Genomic DNA, 18,645 nt, shown 5'->3' on the forward strand with positions numbered 1-18,645 from the left:
TGATCTCAACCTTCGCGATTGATTACAAATCCGCCGGAATGGGACAAATATATTGACACTATTAGAATAAAAACAGATGTGCCCCTTGTTGCCAGATGTGCCATTATCCCATTGAGAAGTACCTGTGAGCATGATTAAAAAGGGTGTAGCCTTAAGGTCGGGATGGCTACACCCTTTCCCCTATATGGCTACACCCTTTGGTGGTTAGGGCTACACCCTTTCGATGCCTTCCTTACCAGCATCTTCTCCTGTTTTCATTTTATTTACAGTACAATAAGCCTGAAGTATCGTGATATATACTGAAGCCGAATTTTAATTGTAATTTTCACACTTAATATTCATTTGTCCACCTCAAAAATTCATTTGTCCACCTCTAGAACACCTTTTGAGCGTATTTTTGCACCACTACTTAAAATATGAATGTAGTATAACTAATATTGTTAAACCATTAATATCTGTATTATGAAGAAGACAAGAAAGTGGTCGTCACTTATACTGGCGGCTTTTACAGTCCTTTCTTTAGGAGCTTGTGAGGATTGGGGACAGATGGACCCGCCTGCGGGGAATGATGTTAACCCGAAACTTGAACAGGTAGCCAACGTAACCTTTCAAGGTAATTTCGACCCAACAAGTATGAACTACTATGCTTATGAAGGTGGCGAAGTGGCCGAAATTGTAGTAGATGAAGAGCGAGACACGGTTCTTCACTGTCCTAATGGCTATGCCCGTATGTTCAACCCGTTGAGCAATTACAAAGTTCAAAACGGCGTTTCGCTTACCTTTTGGGTAAAGCAAGCGGCTCTCGTTGACGAAGAAACCCAAGAAGCTTTAGACGATGACTTGGAAGGTGCCCTATTCTCTTTCCAAAACGCAAATGGCACTCAACGTATGTTTATGACTGCCAATGGGTGGCTGAAGTACGAAGGCACCGATGGTGAGTACGAAGCGAACAATCCGAGTAACCTCAAGACTGGCATGTTAACACCCACCGGTGAATGGCATTATGTCGCAATTACTGTTCGTAACGATGGATATAGTGTTTTTGTAGATGGCAATCAGCGCATCGACAAGACCGAAACGAACTTCGACTTCAACAAGATTGTGCAATTCATGGGCAACACCTCTTATATATATATAGGTAGTGGGTCGGATACCGACACCCGGGAGATGTGGATAGATGATATTAATATTTATCGCAATCAGATTACCAGCAAAGAGCAAGCGCGCCCCAGCATGGGCGGAGAAGAGCCCGACTATGGTAACTACCTCTATGTGGGTGAAGAAGATTGTTCGTCAGCATGGTGGACAACATTTTCTCCTACCATCCGAATGACAGGAGACACCAACACCCACTATGGTTTCTGGAACTACGGTAGCGGAGGCGGAAACTGGAATAACTTTGTACTCGTAATTACCAATGGGAAAGAACGCGACGAAAGTGACTACGCCGAGTACGTGGTTATGCGCTCTGATGCTTTCGGATGGGGACAATATTGGGTGGATGGTCGTTTAACCCATAACTTGAATTTCGATACTTTCATCGCAGATATGAATGGTGCATTTGTTGATATCGACATCGTTCGTGAAGGTAATAAGGTTACAGTGAAGACCTGTGCTACAACTTCCGATGGAAGAACTCTCATACAAGAATACTGGTTTGAAGGCGATCTTGCAGAAACAATCGGTTCATTCCTGACTTGTGATGCTTCATACTATAAGATTGATGTAGAAAAAACCCTTGTAGGCGGTAAAGTTTATGCGGAAGAGACTTACACTACCGGAGCACCGGATTGCTCTACAGCTTGGTGGACACAATTCTCTGATCTTTCGGTAGTCACAGGCGATACGGATGTTCCGTTCGTACATGCGTTCTATAATTATACGAACTTGTCAAACAACTGGTGCAACTGGGTAATCGTAATTACCAATGGTAAAAACCGTGACGAAAGTGGTTACGCTGAATATGCAGTTTTGCGTGCCGATGCTTATGGCTGGGGTGCCTTTGGTAACACCAACGATAATGCCGACCTGATTTCTCTTACCCACAGTTTTAATTGGGATACATTTAAGGAGCAAATGAATGGTGCTTTCTGCCGCGTTGCCGTAGAGCGTCAAGGTGCTGACCTCACAATTACCGTCAAAACCAGAACTGCTGCCGGCGAAGTATTGGGTGATATGATATTCACTTACCCCAACGGTATCACAACACCTGATATTGGTATATTCTTCACGGTAGATGGCTCATATCTTGACTTCCGTTCTGTGGGTTATATGCCTTTCTGGAGTGAAATTCAACAATAAAAACTTTAAATCAAAAGATATGATAAACAATAGCAAAGTTCATAAAGCATCGGGAAATTTGATTTCCCGACTGCTTCTGATGCTCGCCTTTACACTGGCAGGACAAATGTTGTTCGCCCAGTCAAAGCAAGTTACAGGTGTCGTAAAAGACGTCACCGGAGAAACTGTCATAGGTGCCAGCGTAGTTGAAAAAGGTACTACCAATGGTACTATAACAGATTTTGACGGAAACTTCAAATTAACAGTAAGCGACAAAGCTGTGTTGCAAATCTCTTTCGTCGGTTATCAGACGCAAGAAATCAACACAGCAGGCAAGACTTCTTTTGTCGTGACATTAAAAGAAGACTCAGAGATGCTGGAAGAAGTTGTGGTAGTAGGATATGGTGCACAGAAAAAGGAAAGTGTTGTGGGAGCTATCTCGCAAGTATCTTCCAAGGAGTTGCTCCAATCTCCTGCCGCCAACGTATCCCAAGCCATTGCCGGTAAAATATCAGGTGTCATCACCTCACAGACTTCCGGTGCTCCCGGTTCGGATGACACACAAATCTATATCCGCGGTCGTGCTACATTTGCCGGTGATGCCCAACCGCTTGTATTGGTAGATGGCGTGGAACGTGAATTCTCACAGATAGCCCCGGACGATATTGAGACGATTTCGGTATTGAAAGATGCTTCGGCAACAGCCGTTTATGGTGTACGTGGCGCAAACGGCGTTATGTTGATTACGACCAAACGCGGTAGAGAACAGAAACCGGAAGTAAGCCTGACCGCCAACTGGCAGATACAAAGCCCGACGCGCACGGATACTTACCTGAACTCTTACCAGTCTGTCAGCCTGCTGGAAGAAGCCCTCGCCAACGACGGACTTCCTTCACAGTTCTCTGCCAACGACCTGGAAATGTATCGCAGATCGGTTGCCGGCGAATTGAGCGGCTTAGAGGCAATGCTATATCCCAATGTAGACTGGTATGATGAGGTATTGAAGAGTTCTTCTCCCGCACAACGTTATAACGTCAGTGTACGTGGCGGTACAAAGCGTATGCGCTATTATGCCTCCGGTGAGCTATACGATCAAAAAGGGTTGATTAAAAATCTGAGCAACGACAAGTATGGCAACACCTCAAGCCCAAGCTTCCGTCGTTATGCATTCCGCGCTAATATGGACTTGTTCTTGACGAAAGATCTGACTTTCTCTGTCAACTTCGGTACTCGTTTTGAAGAGCGTAAAGGTTCCAATACGACTGAAAGAGCTGATTATAGCCAGATATTCTATGAAATGAACCACACACCCGGATGGCTTTTCCCCGTATCTACAGTAGTACAAAACGGTGAAAAACAGGAAACCATCTATGGTGGTAGCTCACAGTATCAGAACAACATCGTGGCATCTCTGACGAAAGGCGGATATTACAAAGCTACGAATACCATCAATGAAACCAACTTCATCCTTGATTACAAGATGGATTGGCTGACCGAAGGATTGAGCGTAAAGGGTATGGCTTCATTCGACTACGACTCTTACGACAAAACACTCTACGGAGCAAGTTTCGCCACTTACGAACTGAACAATCGGGATGATTTCGGTAACATTGATGCCTACAATCGCTTCAACTCTGATGGCGAATTAACGGGCAGCAAGGATTCTTATACGATTTATAAACTCTACATGGAAGCGCAAATCAATTATGCCCGCAAGTTCGGCAGACATGATGTAACAGCTATGGCGCTCTACAATCAGAATGACTATCGCTACAGAGCCGATCTTGCCAAGCGTTATCAAGGTCTGGTAGGTCGTGCCACTTATGGTTACGACGACCGCTATCTGGCAGAGGTTAACTTCGGTTACAACGGCTCGGAGAACTTCATGAAAGGCAAACGTTTCGGTTTCTTCCCCGCTTTCTCTTTAGGTTGGCGCATCAGCAACGAATCTTTCATGGAGAACACTAAGGAGTGGTTAAACAACCTGAAGTTGCGCGCTTCTTACGGTCAGGTAGGTAACGATATATATACTGTAGGCGGAGTGGCACAACGCTTCCTCTATGAAGAGAAATGGAGCCAGATCAGCAATGATTACATGTTCGGTACCAGCGGCCAGTCCGGCATCTACGAAACTCAATATCCTAACTATGCCGTTACGTGGGAGCGTGCCCACAAGTACAATGTCGGTCTGGAGTTCGGATTGTGGAACGGATTGCTGAATGGTAATATCGACCTTTTCTATGAAAAGCGTAACGATATCCTGACCAACTACCTGACACGCCCGGAATGGGTAGGCGTAACAATGGCTGCCGGTAACCTGGGTGAAACCGTGAACAGTGGTTTTGAGATTGAACTAAAACACAACAACCGTATCGGGAAGGACTTCCAATACAACGTCGGCCTGACATTCTCTCATGCCAAAAATGAAATTAAGAACATGGATGAGCCAGCACTGAAAACGGACTACCGCAAGCGTGAAGGCCATCCTATCGGTCAGTACTACGGACTGGTATGCGACGGCTTCGTAACTGCCGCAGACCTCGCTGATCCTAACTTCCCGACATCGACCTTTGGCAATGTACAGGTAGGTGACCTGAAATATCGCGATATGAACAAAGACGGTTTCATTGACGAACGCGACGAAACATTCATCGGCTATAGCGATGTGCCCGAAAATACGTATGCACTCACCTTGGGATGCAACTACAAAGGTATCGGTTTCAGCGTAATGTTCCAAGGCGTAGACCACGTAAGCCGTTATTATGACGCGGAAGCGATGTACGCCTTCGTTAGTGGCGGTAAAGTGAAGGAGCACCATCTGGATCGTTGGAATCCCGCGAAGTCGGAATCCGAGAACCTGGCAAGTGCCAAATACCCATTGCTACACTACGATAGTTACGGTGACCACAACCAGCGCCAGAACTCCTTCTTCCTGAAGAACGGTGCCTTCATGCGTCTGAAGAACATCGAGTTGAGCTATACATTGCCTACCAAATGGATAGAAAAAGTAGGCATGAGCGACTGCCGCCTCTACGTGAACGGCAACAACCTCATCACTTGGGATCATCTGGACGACCTGTGTGATCCGGAAAGCAACGGTTCCAACCGCTATCCGATTATGAAGACTGTGAACTTTGGTGTAAATATTAAATTCTGATAGAAGATGAAGAAAATATTATTATATAGCATTTTTGCACTGGGTGTTGCCTCTACTACACTTACTTCCTGCGAAGATATGTTTGGAGGTTTCCTTGACAAGCAACCCAGTAATGAGCTGACGGGCGACGAAGTGTTCGGCGACTGGAACTTAATGACACAGTTCCATTATGATACTTATAACTTCCTGCGCCACGGTGCCTGCCGCATCAACAACTCTTGGTTGGACGCCGCTACAGACTTGGCGGAAACCAGTTACGCGACCGGAGGTGTACGCACCACATTCAACATTGGTAACTACTACGGAGGTGGCGGTTCGGCCGAACTTAGCGGCACTTGGGAACATTATTATCGCGGTATCCGTAAATGTAACATGATAATTACGCGCATAGAAGACGTGCCTAAAAATCCTGATTTGGGCGATGACAAACATCTTGAATATAAACAGAACTATATCTCCGAAGCCCGCTTTCTGCGTGCCTGGTTTTATTGGGAACTCTTCCTGCGTTACGGTCCTATTCCCATCGTAACAGAAGTACTCGATCCTAATGGTGATTTATTGAGTAACTATAAAACCCGTCCGAGTCTAAAAGAATATGTAGTAGACTTTGTCCTGAAAGAACTAAGCGAGTGTGAAGACGGTCTGATGACCTATGCGGACGCTTCCGACAATGCTCGTGCAGGACGTATCGGTCAGCCGATGGCCCGCGCACTCTACAGCCGCATCATGCTGTATATGGCAAGCCCACGCTACAGCAACGAATCAGGTATCACCTGGCAACAAGCAGCCGATGCTGCAAAAGGTTTCATCGAGACCTATGGCAGTAACTACTCGTTGATGCAAGGTACGGACTCAAAGACAGCATTAACCAATGCCTGGTTGTTGACTCCATATACAGAAAGCAACAAAGAAATGATCTTCTACCGCAATGATGGAACCATCGCATGGGGTGGCATTTCAAATGACACCCCGGTGGGTGAAGGTGGCAACGGCGGTCTCTGTCCGTCACAAAATCTGGTGGACATGTACGACATGATTGACGGCAGCTCCCCCTTCCGGGAATATGACGAAACCGGTGCTCCGGTTTATAACGGGGTTAATCCGAGCGTCAACGCCGCAAGCGGTTACAGCGATGCCAATATGTGGGCCAACCGTGACGGACGTCTGGCAGCTTCCATTCTTTATAATGGTGTATCCTGGGGGAATGGTGTAATCAATGTTGTCAAAGGGCAGCGTGATAATCCTGTAGGAAATGCTAACGCTACCCCGACCGGTTATTATGTACGCAAGCTTATCCCTGAAACCATATTGAGCGCAAACCATAGCGGTAATTCACGCCGTCTCTGGACTATCATCCGCTATGCGGAAATCTTGCTGAACTATGCCGAAGCTGTGAACGAGGTACAAGGTCCCTGCAAGGAAGTGTATGACCAGCTCAACCTGATTCGTCATCGCGCAGGCATCACCGGCAATGTTGCCGACCGTACAGATCTGAATACCAAAGAGAAGATGCGCAACTTCATTCGCAAAGAACGCACGGTAGAATTGGCATTCGAAGAACATCGCGCATGGGACGTACGCCGCTGGAATGTAGCGGAAGAGGCATTGGGACGCAATATCATCGGTATCGATGTAGCTGCCAATGGAACCATCACCCGCAAAGTGGCCCAAGAACGCGTGTTCCAAAATAAGATGTACCTCTATCCTATCCCTGAAGGTGAATACTGGAAGACAGGAATTGAAAACAATCCGGAATGGTAATCCTTAAATCAACTATAGAATATGTATAATTTGAATCATATCATAAAGAAAATGACCGGAGCAGGCAAAGCCTTGCTACTGGTAACTTTACTCTTTGCCACCGGCGCTGTCTGGGCACAGAACACACAGACGTTGAAAGGCCGTATTGTGGACACGGAAGGCAATCCTATTGCCGGAGCCGTGGTGAATGTAGCCGAAGAAAGCCGCATCGTCCTCTCCGACGAGAACGGTTACTTCAGTTTGAAGAATGTAAGAGCATCGGATGAAATATGCATCAGCAGCGTGGGATATAAGAATGCACAAGTAGCGGTAGACTTTAATGAAGGTTTCAAGATTGAGCTGGAATCAGACCTTGACGAATACCTCCACACCACTCCTGTGGCATTCGGGCGCAAAGCCAAGAAGCTGGTTACCGAATCAACCTCTGTAGTAACCGGTGAGGAATTGCAAAAGCATCCTATCACAGTGCTTCAGAATGCATTCACCTCTACCGTTACCGGTATGGAAACTTACGAATGGTCCAGTGAACCGGGATGGACGGAAACAGCCATGTATATCCGTGGTATCCGTACCATGAACACCGGTGCACGTGCTCCGCTGGTTATGGTGGATAATATGGAACGTGACCTTTCTTTCCTCGATGCGTTCCCTATTGAGAATATCACCATCCTGAAAGATGCTGCCGCTACTGCCATCTACGGTATGCGCGGTGCCAACGGTGCAATCCTGGTAACTACCAAACGCGGTAGTGCAGGAAAGACGAACATCGACTTCACGCAGGAGGTAGGTTTCCAGATGTTGAGCAACAAGATGGAAAACCAGAATTCCTATAACATGGCTCTGACACGCAACCGGGTGAAATATCTGGATGGTTCAGACCCTATGTACACCGACGAACAGATTGAGATGTACCGCCGCGTATGCAACGGAGAAAAGCTGGATGGCATCGATCAATACAGATACTTCAATACCAGTTGGGCTGACGAACTTTATCGCGAAACAGCTCCTATGTACAAGACCAACCTGCAAATCAGTGGTGGTAACGAACGTGCCCGCTATTATGTTTCATTCTCTTATCTCCGCCAAGAGGGTATGTGGAATGACAAGTGGACTAATTACAACGAGAACTACAACACCGGTCATACATTGAACCGCTGGAACTTACGTTCTAACATCGACATTGATGTAACCAAGCACCTCAACGTTTCTCTTGATTTGGGTGGCCGCATCGATAACATTACGCAGCCTACGGAAGGCGTATTCAGCCTGACTACATTCGGTGTTGTCGAAGCCAATCCGATGGAACCGGTATACACACCGAATGGTCAGATCTATGCCTCCAGTACCGCTAACAATGCAGGTCGCTATCTCGCCGCTTCCGGTCAGGAAAAGAACCGTCGTCGTAATTTGTATTCTACACTGAACGTCAACGGTGACTTAAGCCCCATATTGAAAGGTCTGAAAGTGAATGCAACCATTAGTTTTGACTCTTATGAAACGTTCGAATCCACTCAAAGGAACAGTGTAAATTCATATAACTATGATTATATGAATATGGATGTAACCGATCCGTCACAATTCAAATATACGCCATACACTACCTATTCGGCATTGAGTGATCCTACGCCCAACCAGCGCGAGTTCTACTACAATCTGAACTTGATGGGAGGTTTAGGTTACAGCAACAAATTCGGTCAACACACCGTTGAAGCCCGTGCATTCGCTCGCGCTTACCGTAACCAGTCGAACGGATATGCATCTTCCAACCGTTACCTTTCATACAACGGACAAGTGACTTACGACTACGCCAACCGTTATATCTTCTCCGGAAACATCTCACGCATGGGTTCTGATAATTTCAGGGAAGACCAACGTTGGGGAACTTTCTACGGTGCATCCGCAGGTTGGGTAGCTTCCGAAGAGCCCTGGTTGAAAAATAAGAATATCAACCTCTTGAAACTTCGCGCTTCTTACGGTCGTTCCGGACAATCCACCACAGGCGGAGGTCGTTACGCTTATCAGAATACGTATGGTTCCGCTACCGGTTACGGTTTCGGGTATTCCGGTTCTTACATCAACGGATTTGCGGAAACAATGGCAGGTAACGCCAATAACAAATGGGAAATCTCGGACATGCTGAATATCGGGTTGGACTTCGACTTCTGGAATAAAAAGATCTATGGTTCGGTAGATGCTTTCAAAGAATGGCGTTCCAACATTCTGGTTACTCGCACCAGTGTACCTTCCCTATTGGGAATCTCTGTTGCACAAGACTCATACGGAAAAGCAGAAACCAAAGGTTTTGAAGTTACACTCGGACATCGTCATCATATTGGTGATTTCAACTACTATATTGAAGGTATGTTAACCTACAATACGAATAAGATTACTGAAATGGACGAAACAGAACCTAACGTGGAATGGCAACGTAAAACAGGCAACCGTATCTATGACTACACTTCTGTAGCCGGTTTGTACGAAAGTTCATTCAACAACGGTGTCGGCGGTTGGAACCGTTACAAATTCATTCAATGGGCCAGCGACGCCAACCTGATTGCAACCAGCCAGCAGGATGCTATCGACCATCCGGAAAAATATCCGTATAATGCAGCCTCCAATGGTGCACAGAAACTAGGTACAGCCATATTCAAAGATTTAAATGGCGACCGCCAGATTGACTCTAACGACATGATACCGGATACATACACCATTATCCCCGAGTTGATTCCGACCCTTAACTTCGGTTTCGAATGGAAAGGTTTCGATGCCCGTGCCGTATTTACCGCTTATCTGAACCGTGATGTATTCTTGTCTCCGGCTGTTGCCTGGTCAGGATGGGGTAATCAAGGTACCCACGAAGTGGTAAAAACATGGGGTTACTATACAGACGATCCGCTTGATCCGCGCAACGTGAATGCAACCTATCCTCGTCCTACTTACGGTAGTTATAATGCCATCGATAGTGACCGCGATACGGGAACTTATCAGAATGACATTTGGATTGTAAACGGCAACTTCTTGTCACTCCGCAACGTCGAAGTAGGCTATTCATTACCCAAACGGTTGATTGCAAAGGCCAACCTGACCAAGTGCCGTCTCTACTTCAGCGGATATAACCTCTGCACATGGAGCAGCGTACCCGATGGTTGTGACCCGGAAAAGCCGATGAGCTACGTATGGTGGTATCCAAAAACCCGGACATTTACATTCGGTATAAACATTGGTTTCTAATATGAAAAACAGAGAAATATGAAAAAGATATTCAAATATATGGCAGCCGCACTGCTGGCTGTAAATTTCACCTCTTGCAGCGACTTCTTAGACAAAGAGGTAGACTTGACCCTGGATGCGGAACAGGTGTTCCAGAAATTTGAGAATACCCGCGGCTATCTGGCAAATATATATACCTACCTACCGGATGCGTTCGTAGGTTATACAGATGGCCAGTTCCGTGGTGCATCGCGCGACTGTATGACGGATAATGCACTCTCTTTCTGGAGTGTACATTATTATCACAGTGTATTGACAGACGCTTATTCCGCAACCAAACATTCGTTTGCGGAAGATTTCTGGCCAAAGAACTTCAGAGGCATCCGTGCCGCCAACAACTTCCTGAAGTATGCCCGCGAAAGCGTTGTGAAGAATACTGAAATGGAGGGTGACGACAACCGTTTGTACGACCGTTACATGGCTGAAGCCCGACTGCTCCGTGCCATCTTCCACTTCGACCAAGCCAGTTGGTTCGGTGATATCCCCATCATAGGTGAAGATGAGAACGGCGAGCCCATCATTTTCGAATACACCAATCCGGAACAAATGAACATGGCACGCACCAATTGCGCCGATGCACTGAAATGGATTGCCGACGAATGTGATAAGATAAAAGACGTGTTACCTTTCCGATATGCACAGGAAGAGCTGAACTGGGGACGCGTGAACGGTGCTGCAGCGTATGCATTGAAAGCAAGAGCATTGTTGTACAGAGCATCGGCTTTGCACAATCCTAGCAATGACGCTTCCCTATGGAGGGAAGCTGCAACGGCTGCAACGGACTTCATCACGAAAAACAGAGTCCAGAGCAATCCGTACAGACTGTATACTACGACAGATAATGATCCGAACAAGAATTATTATGAATGTTTCGTTTCCACGCCTCACCTGAACAACGAGTATATATTAAGCCGTTCAGAATGGCAAACCCGTGAAATTGAACTATTCCTGGCTCCCTGCGGGTTCAGTGGTAGTGTAAACTCAACCGGACGTACCAATCCGACACAAAACCTGATAGATAGCTATGAGACAAAAAATGGTCTTCCCATAGATAAAGATTCGTCTTACGATCCGCAAAATCCGTATTCCAACCGCGACCCGCGTCTGGAGCAAACCATTCTGCATCACGGCTCCATCTGGGGAGATGCTAAACAAGATGAAGAGCGTGAAGTAGATGTTACTTATGGTTCCGGCAAAGATTATCATGAACTGCACGGTGGAACACTCACCGGATACTACACCAAGAAGTTCCTGAATAACATGTCATTTAAGAGCCCGACTACTTATACGCACGCCTGTCCTATCTTCCGCTATGCTGAAGTATTGCTGAATGCCGCCGAAGCCATCAACGAAGCAGAAGGACCGGATAATGCCTATCAATATGTAAACGAAGTGCGTGCCCGTGTAGGCATGCCACCATACAGTGGAATGAGTCAGTCGCAGCTTCGTGAACGTATCCGCAACGAACGCCGCATCGAACTTTGCTTTGAGGATCACCGTTTCTTTGACGAACGCCGTTGGAAGTTATTCGAGGGCAAAAGTGCCGCCAGCGAAAAGAGTCTGCCCTACTACCAACAGGTTTATAACCTTTACGGTGTAGCTGTAACTCCGGGGCAAAGCACGGTGTTCAATTACGGTCCGGCGGAAATGCACCAATCACGTGCTTTCAACAGCCCGAAGAACTACTACTTCCCGATACCGGATGCCGAAATCAAGAGATTGCCTAACTTAGGACAAAATCCCGGCTGGGAAATGCAATAAAAAAATAAACTCATTAAAACTCCGAAAATATGAAACTTAATAAATGGTTAAGCATGCTAATGGTGAGTTGCTCACTGCTCATCAGTTTTACCGCTTGTGATGACGATGACAACGATAACCAAGAACTATCTCTCGGTGCACCTGTACTAACTGAGATTGCAGCTCCTACCGCTATAGCAACTTCTGATGTAATGGTCAGTCAAAAAGATTTGGATGAAGGCGCTATCAGAGTAATGGCTTATGGTTTCTGCTATGATACCTCCAAGAATCCTACCATCTACAGTGCCACAGTGAAAACTCTTCCTGAGAATGAAAAGATGGAAGCAACTCTGACTGAGTTGGCAGACAATACTGTATATTATGTACGGGCTTTTGCTACTCTTTACCCTAATGGAGTAGTTTATTCGCCTGAAGTGGAAATGACTGTAGGAGTAACAGAACCGGAAACACCTTCTGAAGAAACTCCTACTGAATAAAACTATATTAATTACGAGTTACAATTATAAAAGCAACGCTTTTAAATTGTAACTCGTAATTTGTTTCTCTATAGTACTAATTTACCAATAACAATTTACTTATGAAGTTCTTCAAGTGGACCCTATTACTCTTCAGTTATTCAGTTTTATCAGGAGCGTGCAGCAGCGAAAGCAATGAGCCTGACATAGACGAGACAACTATTTCCATTTCGGCACCATCTGTGTCAAATGTTACGGAAGATAGAGCAACTATAATTGCGACTATCACAACAAATACCCCATCCGCAATTTTAAAGAAAGGTATTTGTTATGATACCCAGTCTAATCCGACCATTTCCAACCAGACTGTTGAAATGAGCAGCGCAGGTCTGTCACTCAACCTGACCATAACGGAACTTGAGCCTGAAACTAAATACTATGCCAAGGCTTTTGCTACTGTAGCCAATGGAAGTCCTGTCTATTCAACAGAAATTTCATTCACAACAGCAGCCCGCAGCATTACTTCCGAATTGGACAAATACATAGCTCCTTCCTATCCTGATGATTATACCAGCATTGCAGACTGGAGCAACAGAAGCCAATGGAATTTAGCCAATGTACATGACCCCAGTATAGTACTAGCTGAAGACGGTTATTATTATATGTATCAGACGGATGCCTCGTATGGTAATGCGCATGAATACGGCGGACATTTTCACTGCCGTCGATCCAAAGACCTCGTGAATTGGGAATACATGGGAGGTACCATGAACTCACTACCCGACTGGGTGATTCCTAAATTGAACGAAATACGCAAAGCCATGGGGTTGAATGAAGTTCAGCCTGCCATAAATACCTTTGGCTATTGGGCACCTTGTGTCCGGAAAGTCAGAAACGGACTTTACCGCATGTACTATTCCATCGTATGCCCGGGCTTACTCAACGGTGAGAACACTTGGAGCGAACGTGCCTTTATCGGCATGATGGAAAACACCGACCCTGCCAATAATGGAGGTTGGGAAGACAAAGGATACGTCATCACAAATGCCTCTGATAAAGAATTAAATTTCAACGTCAAGCCCGATGACTGGACAAATTGCTATTATAAATGGAATGCAATCGACCCCAGTTATATTATCGACAAAGATGGCAAGCACTATCTGGTTTACGGCTCATGGCATAGCGGCATAGCGGCGCTGGAAGTAGATGCAGCCACCGGAAAGCCACTGAATACATTGCCCAAGCCTTGGGGAACGGAAGAAGATATAGCTCCTTACGGGCAACTACTCGTCACCCGCCAGATTGGGAATCGCTGGCAGGCATCCGAAGGACCGGAAATCATTTATAATCCAAACACTGGATATTATTACCTGTTCATGGCTTATGATGCATTGGATGTACCTTATAACACACGCGTGTGTCGTTCTCAAAGCATTCTGGGTCCTTACTTAGGCATTGACGGAACAGATCTCACCAGATTCGGCGGCGAAATGCTCCCCATCGTTACACACCCCTACAAGTTCAGCAACAGCAACGGATGGGTAGGTATCGCTCACTGTGCTATTTTTGACGATGGAAACGGAAATTGGTACTATGCCTCGCAAGGACGTCTGCCCAAAGATATACCGGGTATCAATGCGAGCAATGCCGTGATGATGGGGCATGTACGTTCCATCAAATGGACCAGTACGGGATGGCCGGTAGTAATGCCGGAACGTTATGGCGCCGTGCCCCAACTGCCCATAACAGAAGATGAACTGACAGGAAGTTGGGAACATATAGACCTCTCCTACTCTTACGGAAAACAAAAAATATCCAATACAATGACACTTTCTGCCGATCATAAAGTAACCGATGGTTCTTGGAAAGGCACAACGTGGAGCTATGATGCCGACAACCAGCGCATCACATTCAGCAATGGAGTGGAAGTATGTCTGCAACGGGAAGTGGATTGGGAAGCCAGCCCGAGAACTCATACGATTGTCTATGCGGGCTATACCAACAGCAAAACGTATTGGGGTAAAAAGAAGAAATAAAATAAGATTCCGTCCATATCCGGATAGTATATGAACCGTATCTGGTCCGTATCTGCTTCGTGTCTATACATTTGGACTTGATAGGGAGTTGGTAAGGAGTTGATACGGACTTGGTAGGGAATTGGTAAATCTGGACTCTAAAAACAGCCTCAACAACCCGACATTTGAGGCTGTTTTTTTACTTTTATGTTACATAACATATACAAGTGTAGCTAATACACTCAAATAAAGTGTTACTTTTACACCCAAAATCGGATAATTATCTCATTTACATTAAAAATAGAACCATGAAAAACAATTTTCTACTTGCAGGAATTGCCGCACTGATGTTATCTGCGTGCAATAACAAGCCAGCTCAGGAGTTGACTTTGTCCGGTCTGAATCCGGTGAATTTCCAAACAGAAGTGAACAATGCCAAAACAGGTCTTTACACCTTGAAGAACAAGTCGGGCATGGAAGTGTGCATTACTAACTTCGGTGGCCGTATTGTTTCCATTATGGTTCCCGACAAAAACGGGAATATGCAGGACGTTGTTCTGGGTTTCGACAGCATTGCTGACTATGTAAACATCCCGAGCGACTTCGGCGCTTCTATCGGCCGTTATGCAAACCGCATCAACCAGGGAAGAATTGTATTGGACGGAGAGACGATCCAATTACCGCAAAACAACTTCGGACACTGTTTGCATGGCGGTCCTAAAGGCTGGCAATACCAAGTATATGAAGCCAATCCGATTGATGAAACTACTCTGGAACTGACTCGTATCTCACCGGACGGTGACTCTAACTTTCCCGGCAACGTAACTGCTAAAGTTCTTTTCAAACTGACAGATGACAACGCTATAGATATAAAGTATAGCGCTACTACAGATAAGAAAACAGTCATCAACATGACTAACCACTCTTACTTCAACTTATCCGGTAATCCTTCAAAAGCTGCAACAGATCATATCTTATATGTAAATGCAGACAATTACACTCCGGTAGACAGTACTTTCATGACCACTGGAGAAATCGTAACAGTTAAAGATACTCCGATGGACTTTACTACTCCTAAAACAATAGGACAAGACATCACAAACTTCGACTTCGTTCAGTTGAAAAACGGAAATGGCTATGACCACAACTGGGTACTGAATACGAATGGAGACATTGCTCAATTAGCAGCAAAACTGACTTCACCTGAAAGCGGCATCACTCTGGAAGTATATACCAACGAACCGGGTATACAAGTTTATACCGGTAACTTCCTGGACGGAACTGTAATAGGCAAAAAAGGCATTACTTATAATCAACGTGCTTCCGTATGCTTGGAAACACAACACTATCCCGACAGTCCTAATAAGCCGGAATGGCCTAGCGTGGTATTGGAGCCGGGACAAACTTACAACAGTGAATGTATTTTCAAATTCTCAGTAGAGAAATAATAGTTAACTTTTAAATATTAGAATTGTGGAAGCATTAGATTGGATTGTAATTGGAGTCTTCGCTTTAGCTCTGATTGGTATTATTGTTTGGGTTGTCAAACAGAAACAAAATGACTCAGCGGATTATTTCCTGGGTGGACGTGACGCTACGTGGATTGCTATTGGTGCATCTATTTTTGCATCAAACATTGGTTCGGAACACTTGATCGGACTGGCTGGTGCCGGAGCATCCAGTGGTATGGCTATGGCACACTGGGAAATCCAGGGATGGATGATTCTTATTTTGGGATGGGTATTCGTACCGTTCTATTCAAGAAGTATGGTATATACGATGCCGGAATTTCTGGAACGTCGTTATAACCCGCAATCCCGTACTATATTGTCTGTAATCTCCTTGATCAGTTATGTACTGACTAAGGTAGCGGTTACGGTATATGCCGGTGGTCTGGTATTCCAACAGGTATTCGGCATTGAAGAACTATGGGGAATCGATTTCTTCTGGATTGCAGCTATCGGTCTGGTTTTGATCACTGCATTATATACAATCTTCGGTGGTATGAAGTCAGTACTTTATACTTCTGTATTGCAGACACCGATTTTATTGTTAGGTTCACTGATAATCCTTGTACTCGGTTTCAGAGAACTGGGTGGATGGGACGAAATGATGAGAATTTGTGGTGCGGTAACTGTTAATGATCAGGGCAACACCATGACGGAATTAATTCGCAGCAATAGTGACCCGAACTTCCCTTGGTTGGGAGCATTAATCGGATCAGCTATCATCGGTTTCTGGTACTGGTGTACTGACCAGTTCATCGTACAACGCGTTCTTTCAGGTAAGAACCAGAAAGAAGCACGCCGCGGTACTATCTTCGGAGCTTATCTGAAATTGTTACCTGTATTCTTGTTCTTGATTCCTGGTATGATTGCTTTTGCACTTCATCAGAAATACCTCGGTGCAGGCGGTGAAGGTTTCTTGCCGATGTTGGCTAATGGCAGCGCCAATGCCGATGCGGCTTTCCCGACACTGGTAGCCAAGTTATTGCCGGCTGGTGTGAAAGGTCTGGTGGTTTGCGGTATCCTTGCAGCTTTGATGAGTTCGTTGGCATCTTTGTTCAACTCATCTGCCATGCTGTTTACAATTGACTTCTACAAACGCTTCAAACCTAATACATCAGAAAAGAAGCTGGTAGGTATCGGTCAGGCGGCAACTGTTGTAATTGTGATTCTGGGTATTTTGTGGATACCTATCATGCGTAGCGTAGGCGATGTACTTTATACTTATTTGCAAGACGTACAGTCTGTATTGGCACCGGGTATCGCCGCAGCCTTCCTGTTGGGTATCTGCTGGAAGCGTACTTCTGCACAAGGTGGTATGTGGGGATTGATCGCCGGTATGGTAATCGGTCTGACACGTCTGGGAGCAAAAGTATATTACAGTAATGCAGGAGATGTAGCCGGTGGCACATTCAAATATCTATTCTATGATATGAACTGGTTGTTCTTCTGCGGATGGATGTTCCTGTTCTGTATCATTGTAGTGATAGTAGTCAGTCTGGCTACAGAAGCACCATCTGAAGAAAAAATACGGGGATTGGTATTCGGTACCTCTACCCCGGCACAATTGGCGGAGACACGCGCCAGCTGGAATCATTGGGATATTATCCATACGGTTATTATCCTGGGTATCACTGCCGCTTTCTATATCTATTTCTGGTAAAATAGCGACGAGCTACAAGCTACAGGCGACGAGTGCCATCCGGCATGATAGCGTAGCCACTTGTAGCTTGTAGCCTGTAGCTCGTAACTAAACATATATGATGAATAACTATTATAGTTCAAATCCGACCTTTTACGTTGGTATCGACTGCATCATCTTCGGTTTCAACGAAGGAGAACTGAGCCTGTTATTGCTGAAACGAAATTTTCAGCCGGCAATGGGTGAATGGTCTCTGATGGGTGGATTCGTGCAACAAGGTGAAAGTGTGGATAATGCTGCCAAACGTGTACTGGCGGAACTCACCGGTTTGGAAAATGTATATATGGAGCAAGTAGGGTCGTTCGGCGAAGTGGAACGTGATCCGGGAGAACGGGTTATCTCTGTTGCTTACTATGCATTGATCAACATCAACGAGTACGACCGCGAACTGGTGCACCAGCATAATGCCTACTGGGTAAACATCAATGAATTACCGCCTTTGATCTTCGACCATCCGCAAATGGTGAAACAAGCACGGGAATTGATGCAACAGAAAGCATCCACAGAGCCTATCGGCTTCAACCTGTTACCGAAGTTATTCACGCTGTCTCAACTGCAAAGCCTCTACGAAGCTATTTACGGTGAACAGATAGACAAGCGTAACTTCCGTAAACGGATAGCCGAAATGGACTACATTGAAAAAACAGATAAGATTGATAAAACAGGTTCCAAACGCGGAGCTGCCTTATACAAATTCAATGAAAAGGCATACCGCAAGGCACCGAATTTTAAACTGTGA

General features: G+C 45.5%; 10 protein-coding genes. All 10 read left to right on the forward strand.

The genetic code is table 11. The annotated features are described in order from the left end of the window. The first annotated feature begins 462 nt into the window (after nt 1-462). The 10 genes from BN161_RS06495 (at nt 463) to BN161_RS06540 (ending at nt 18,645) form a co-directional block, all read left to right on the forward strand. Nucleotides 463-2,301 carry a LamG-like jellyroll fold domain-containing protein gene (locus BN161_RS06495; protein WP_052356193.1) on the forward strand — a complete coding sequence of 613 codons (1,839 nt, stop codon included), beginning with the start codon at nt 463-465 and terminating at the stop codon, nt 2,299-2,301. 79 nt (nt 2,302-2,380) lie between these two features. Next, nucleotides 2,381-5,437, forward strand: coding sequence for a SusC/RagA family TonB-linked outer membrane protein (locus BN161_RS06500; protein ID WP_125910767.1), 3,057 nt, complete (start codon nt 2,381-2,383; stop codon nt 5,435-5,437). Between the two features lie 6 nt (nt 5,438-5,443). Next, nucleotides 5,444-7,198 carry a RagB/SusD family nutrient uptake outer membrane protein gene (locus BN161_RS06505; protein WP_044264086.1) on the forward strand — a complete coding sequence of 585 codons (1,755 nt, stop codon included), beginning with the start codon at nt 5,444-5,446 and terminating at the stop codon, nt 7,196-7,198. Nucleotides 7,199-7,219: 21 nt separating this feature from the next. Continuing rightward, a complete protein-coding gene (locus BN161_RS06510) occupies nt 7,220-10,429 on the forward strand; it encodes a SusC/RagA family TonB-linked outer membrane protein (protein ID WP_044264089.1) in 3,210 nt (1,069 codons plus the stop codon). Nucleotides 10,430-10,447: 18 nt separating this feature from the next. Then, nucleotides 10,448-12,229, forward strand: coding sequence for a RagB/SusD family nutrient uptake outer membrane protein (locus tag BN161_RS06515; RefSeq protein WP_044264091.1), 1,782 nt, complete (start codon nt 10,448-10,450; stop codon nt 12,227-12,229). A 29-nt stretch (nt 12,230-12,258) separates the two neighbouring features. Further along, nucleotides 12,259-12,705, forward strand: a complete 447-nt coding sequence (locus BN161_RS06520; protein ID WP_044264093.1) for a hypothetical protein — start codon at nt 12,259-12,261, stop codon at nt 12,703-12,705. Between the two features lie 101 nt (nt 12,706-12,806). Further along, nucleotides 12,807-14,720 (forward strand): arabinan endo-1,5-alpha-L-arabinosidase, encoded by a 1,914-nt coding sequence (locus BN161_RS06525; RefSeq protein WP_044264095.1) that lies wholly within the window; start codon nt 12,807-12,809, stop codon nt 14,718-14,720. A 287-nt stretch (nt 14,721-15,007) separates the two neighbouring features. Then, nucleotides 15,008-16,147, forward strand: a complete 1,140-nt coding sequence (locus tag BN161_RS06530; RefSeq protein WP_044264098.1) for an aldose epimerase family protein — start codon at nt 15,008-15,010, stop codon at nt 16,145-16,147. Nucleotides 16,148-16,172: 25 nt separating this feature from the next. Beyond that, on the forward strand, nt 16,173-17,867 hold the full coding sequence (locus BN161_RS06535; RefSeq protein ID WP_044264100.1) for a sodium:solute symporter: 1,695 nt from the start codon (nt 16,173-16,175) through the stop codon (nt 17,865-17,867). Between the two features lie 100 nt (nt 17,868-17,967). Next, complete coding sequence (locus tag BN161_RS06540; protein ID WP_044264199.1) at nt 17,968-18,645, forward strand: NUDIX hydrolase; 678 nt, start codon at nt 17,968-17,970, stop codon at nt 18,643-18,645.

Source organism: Bacteroides timonensis (assembly GCF_000513195.1).
GTDB classification, from domain to species: Bacteria; Bacteroidota; Bacteroidia; order Bacteroidales; family Bacteroidaceae; genus Bacteroides; species Bacteroides timonensis.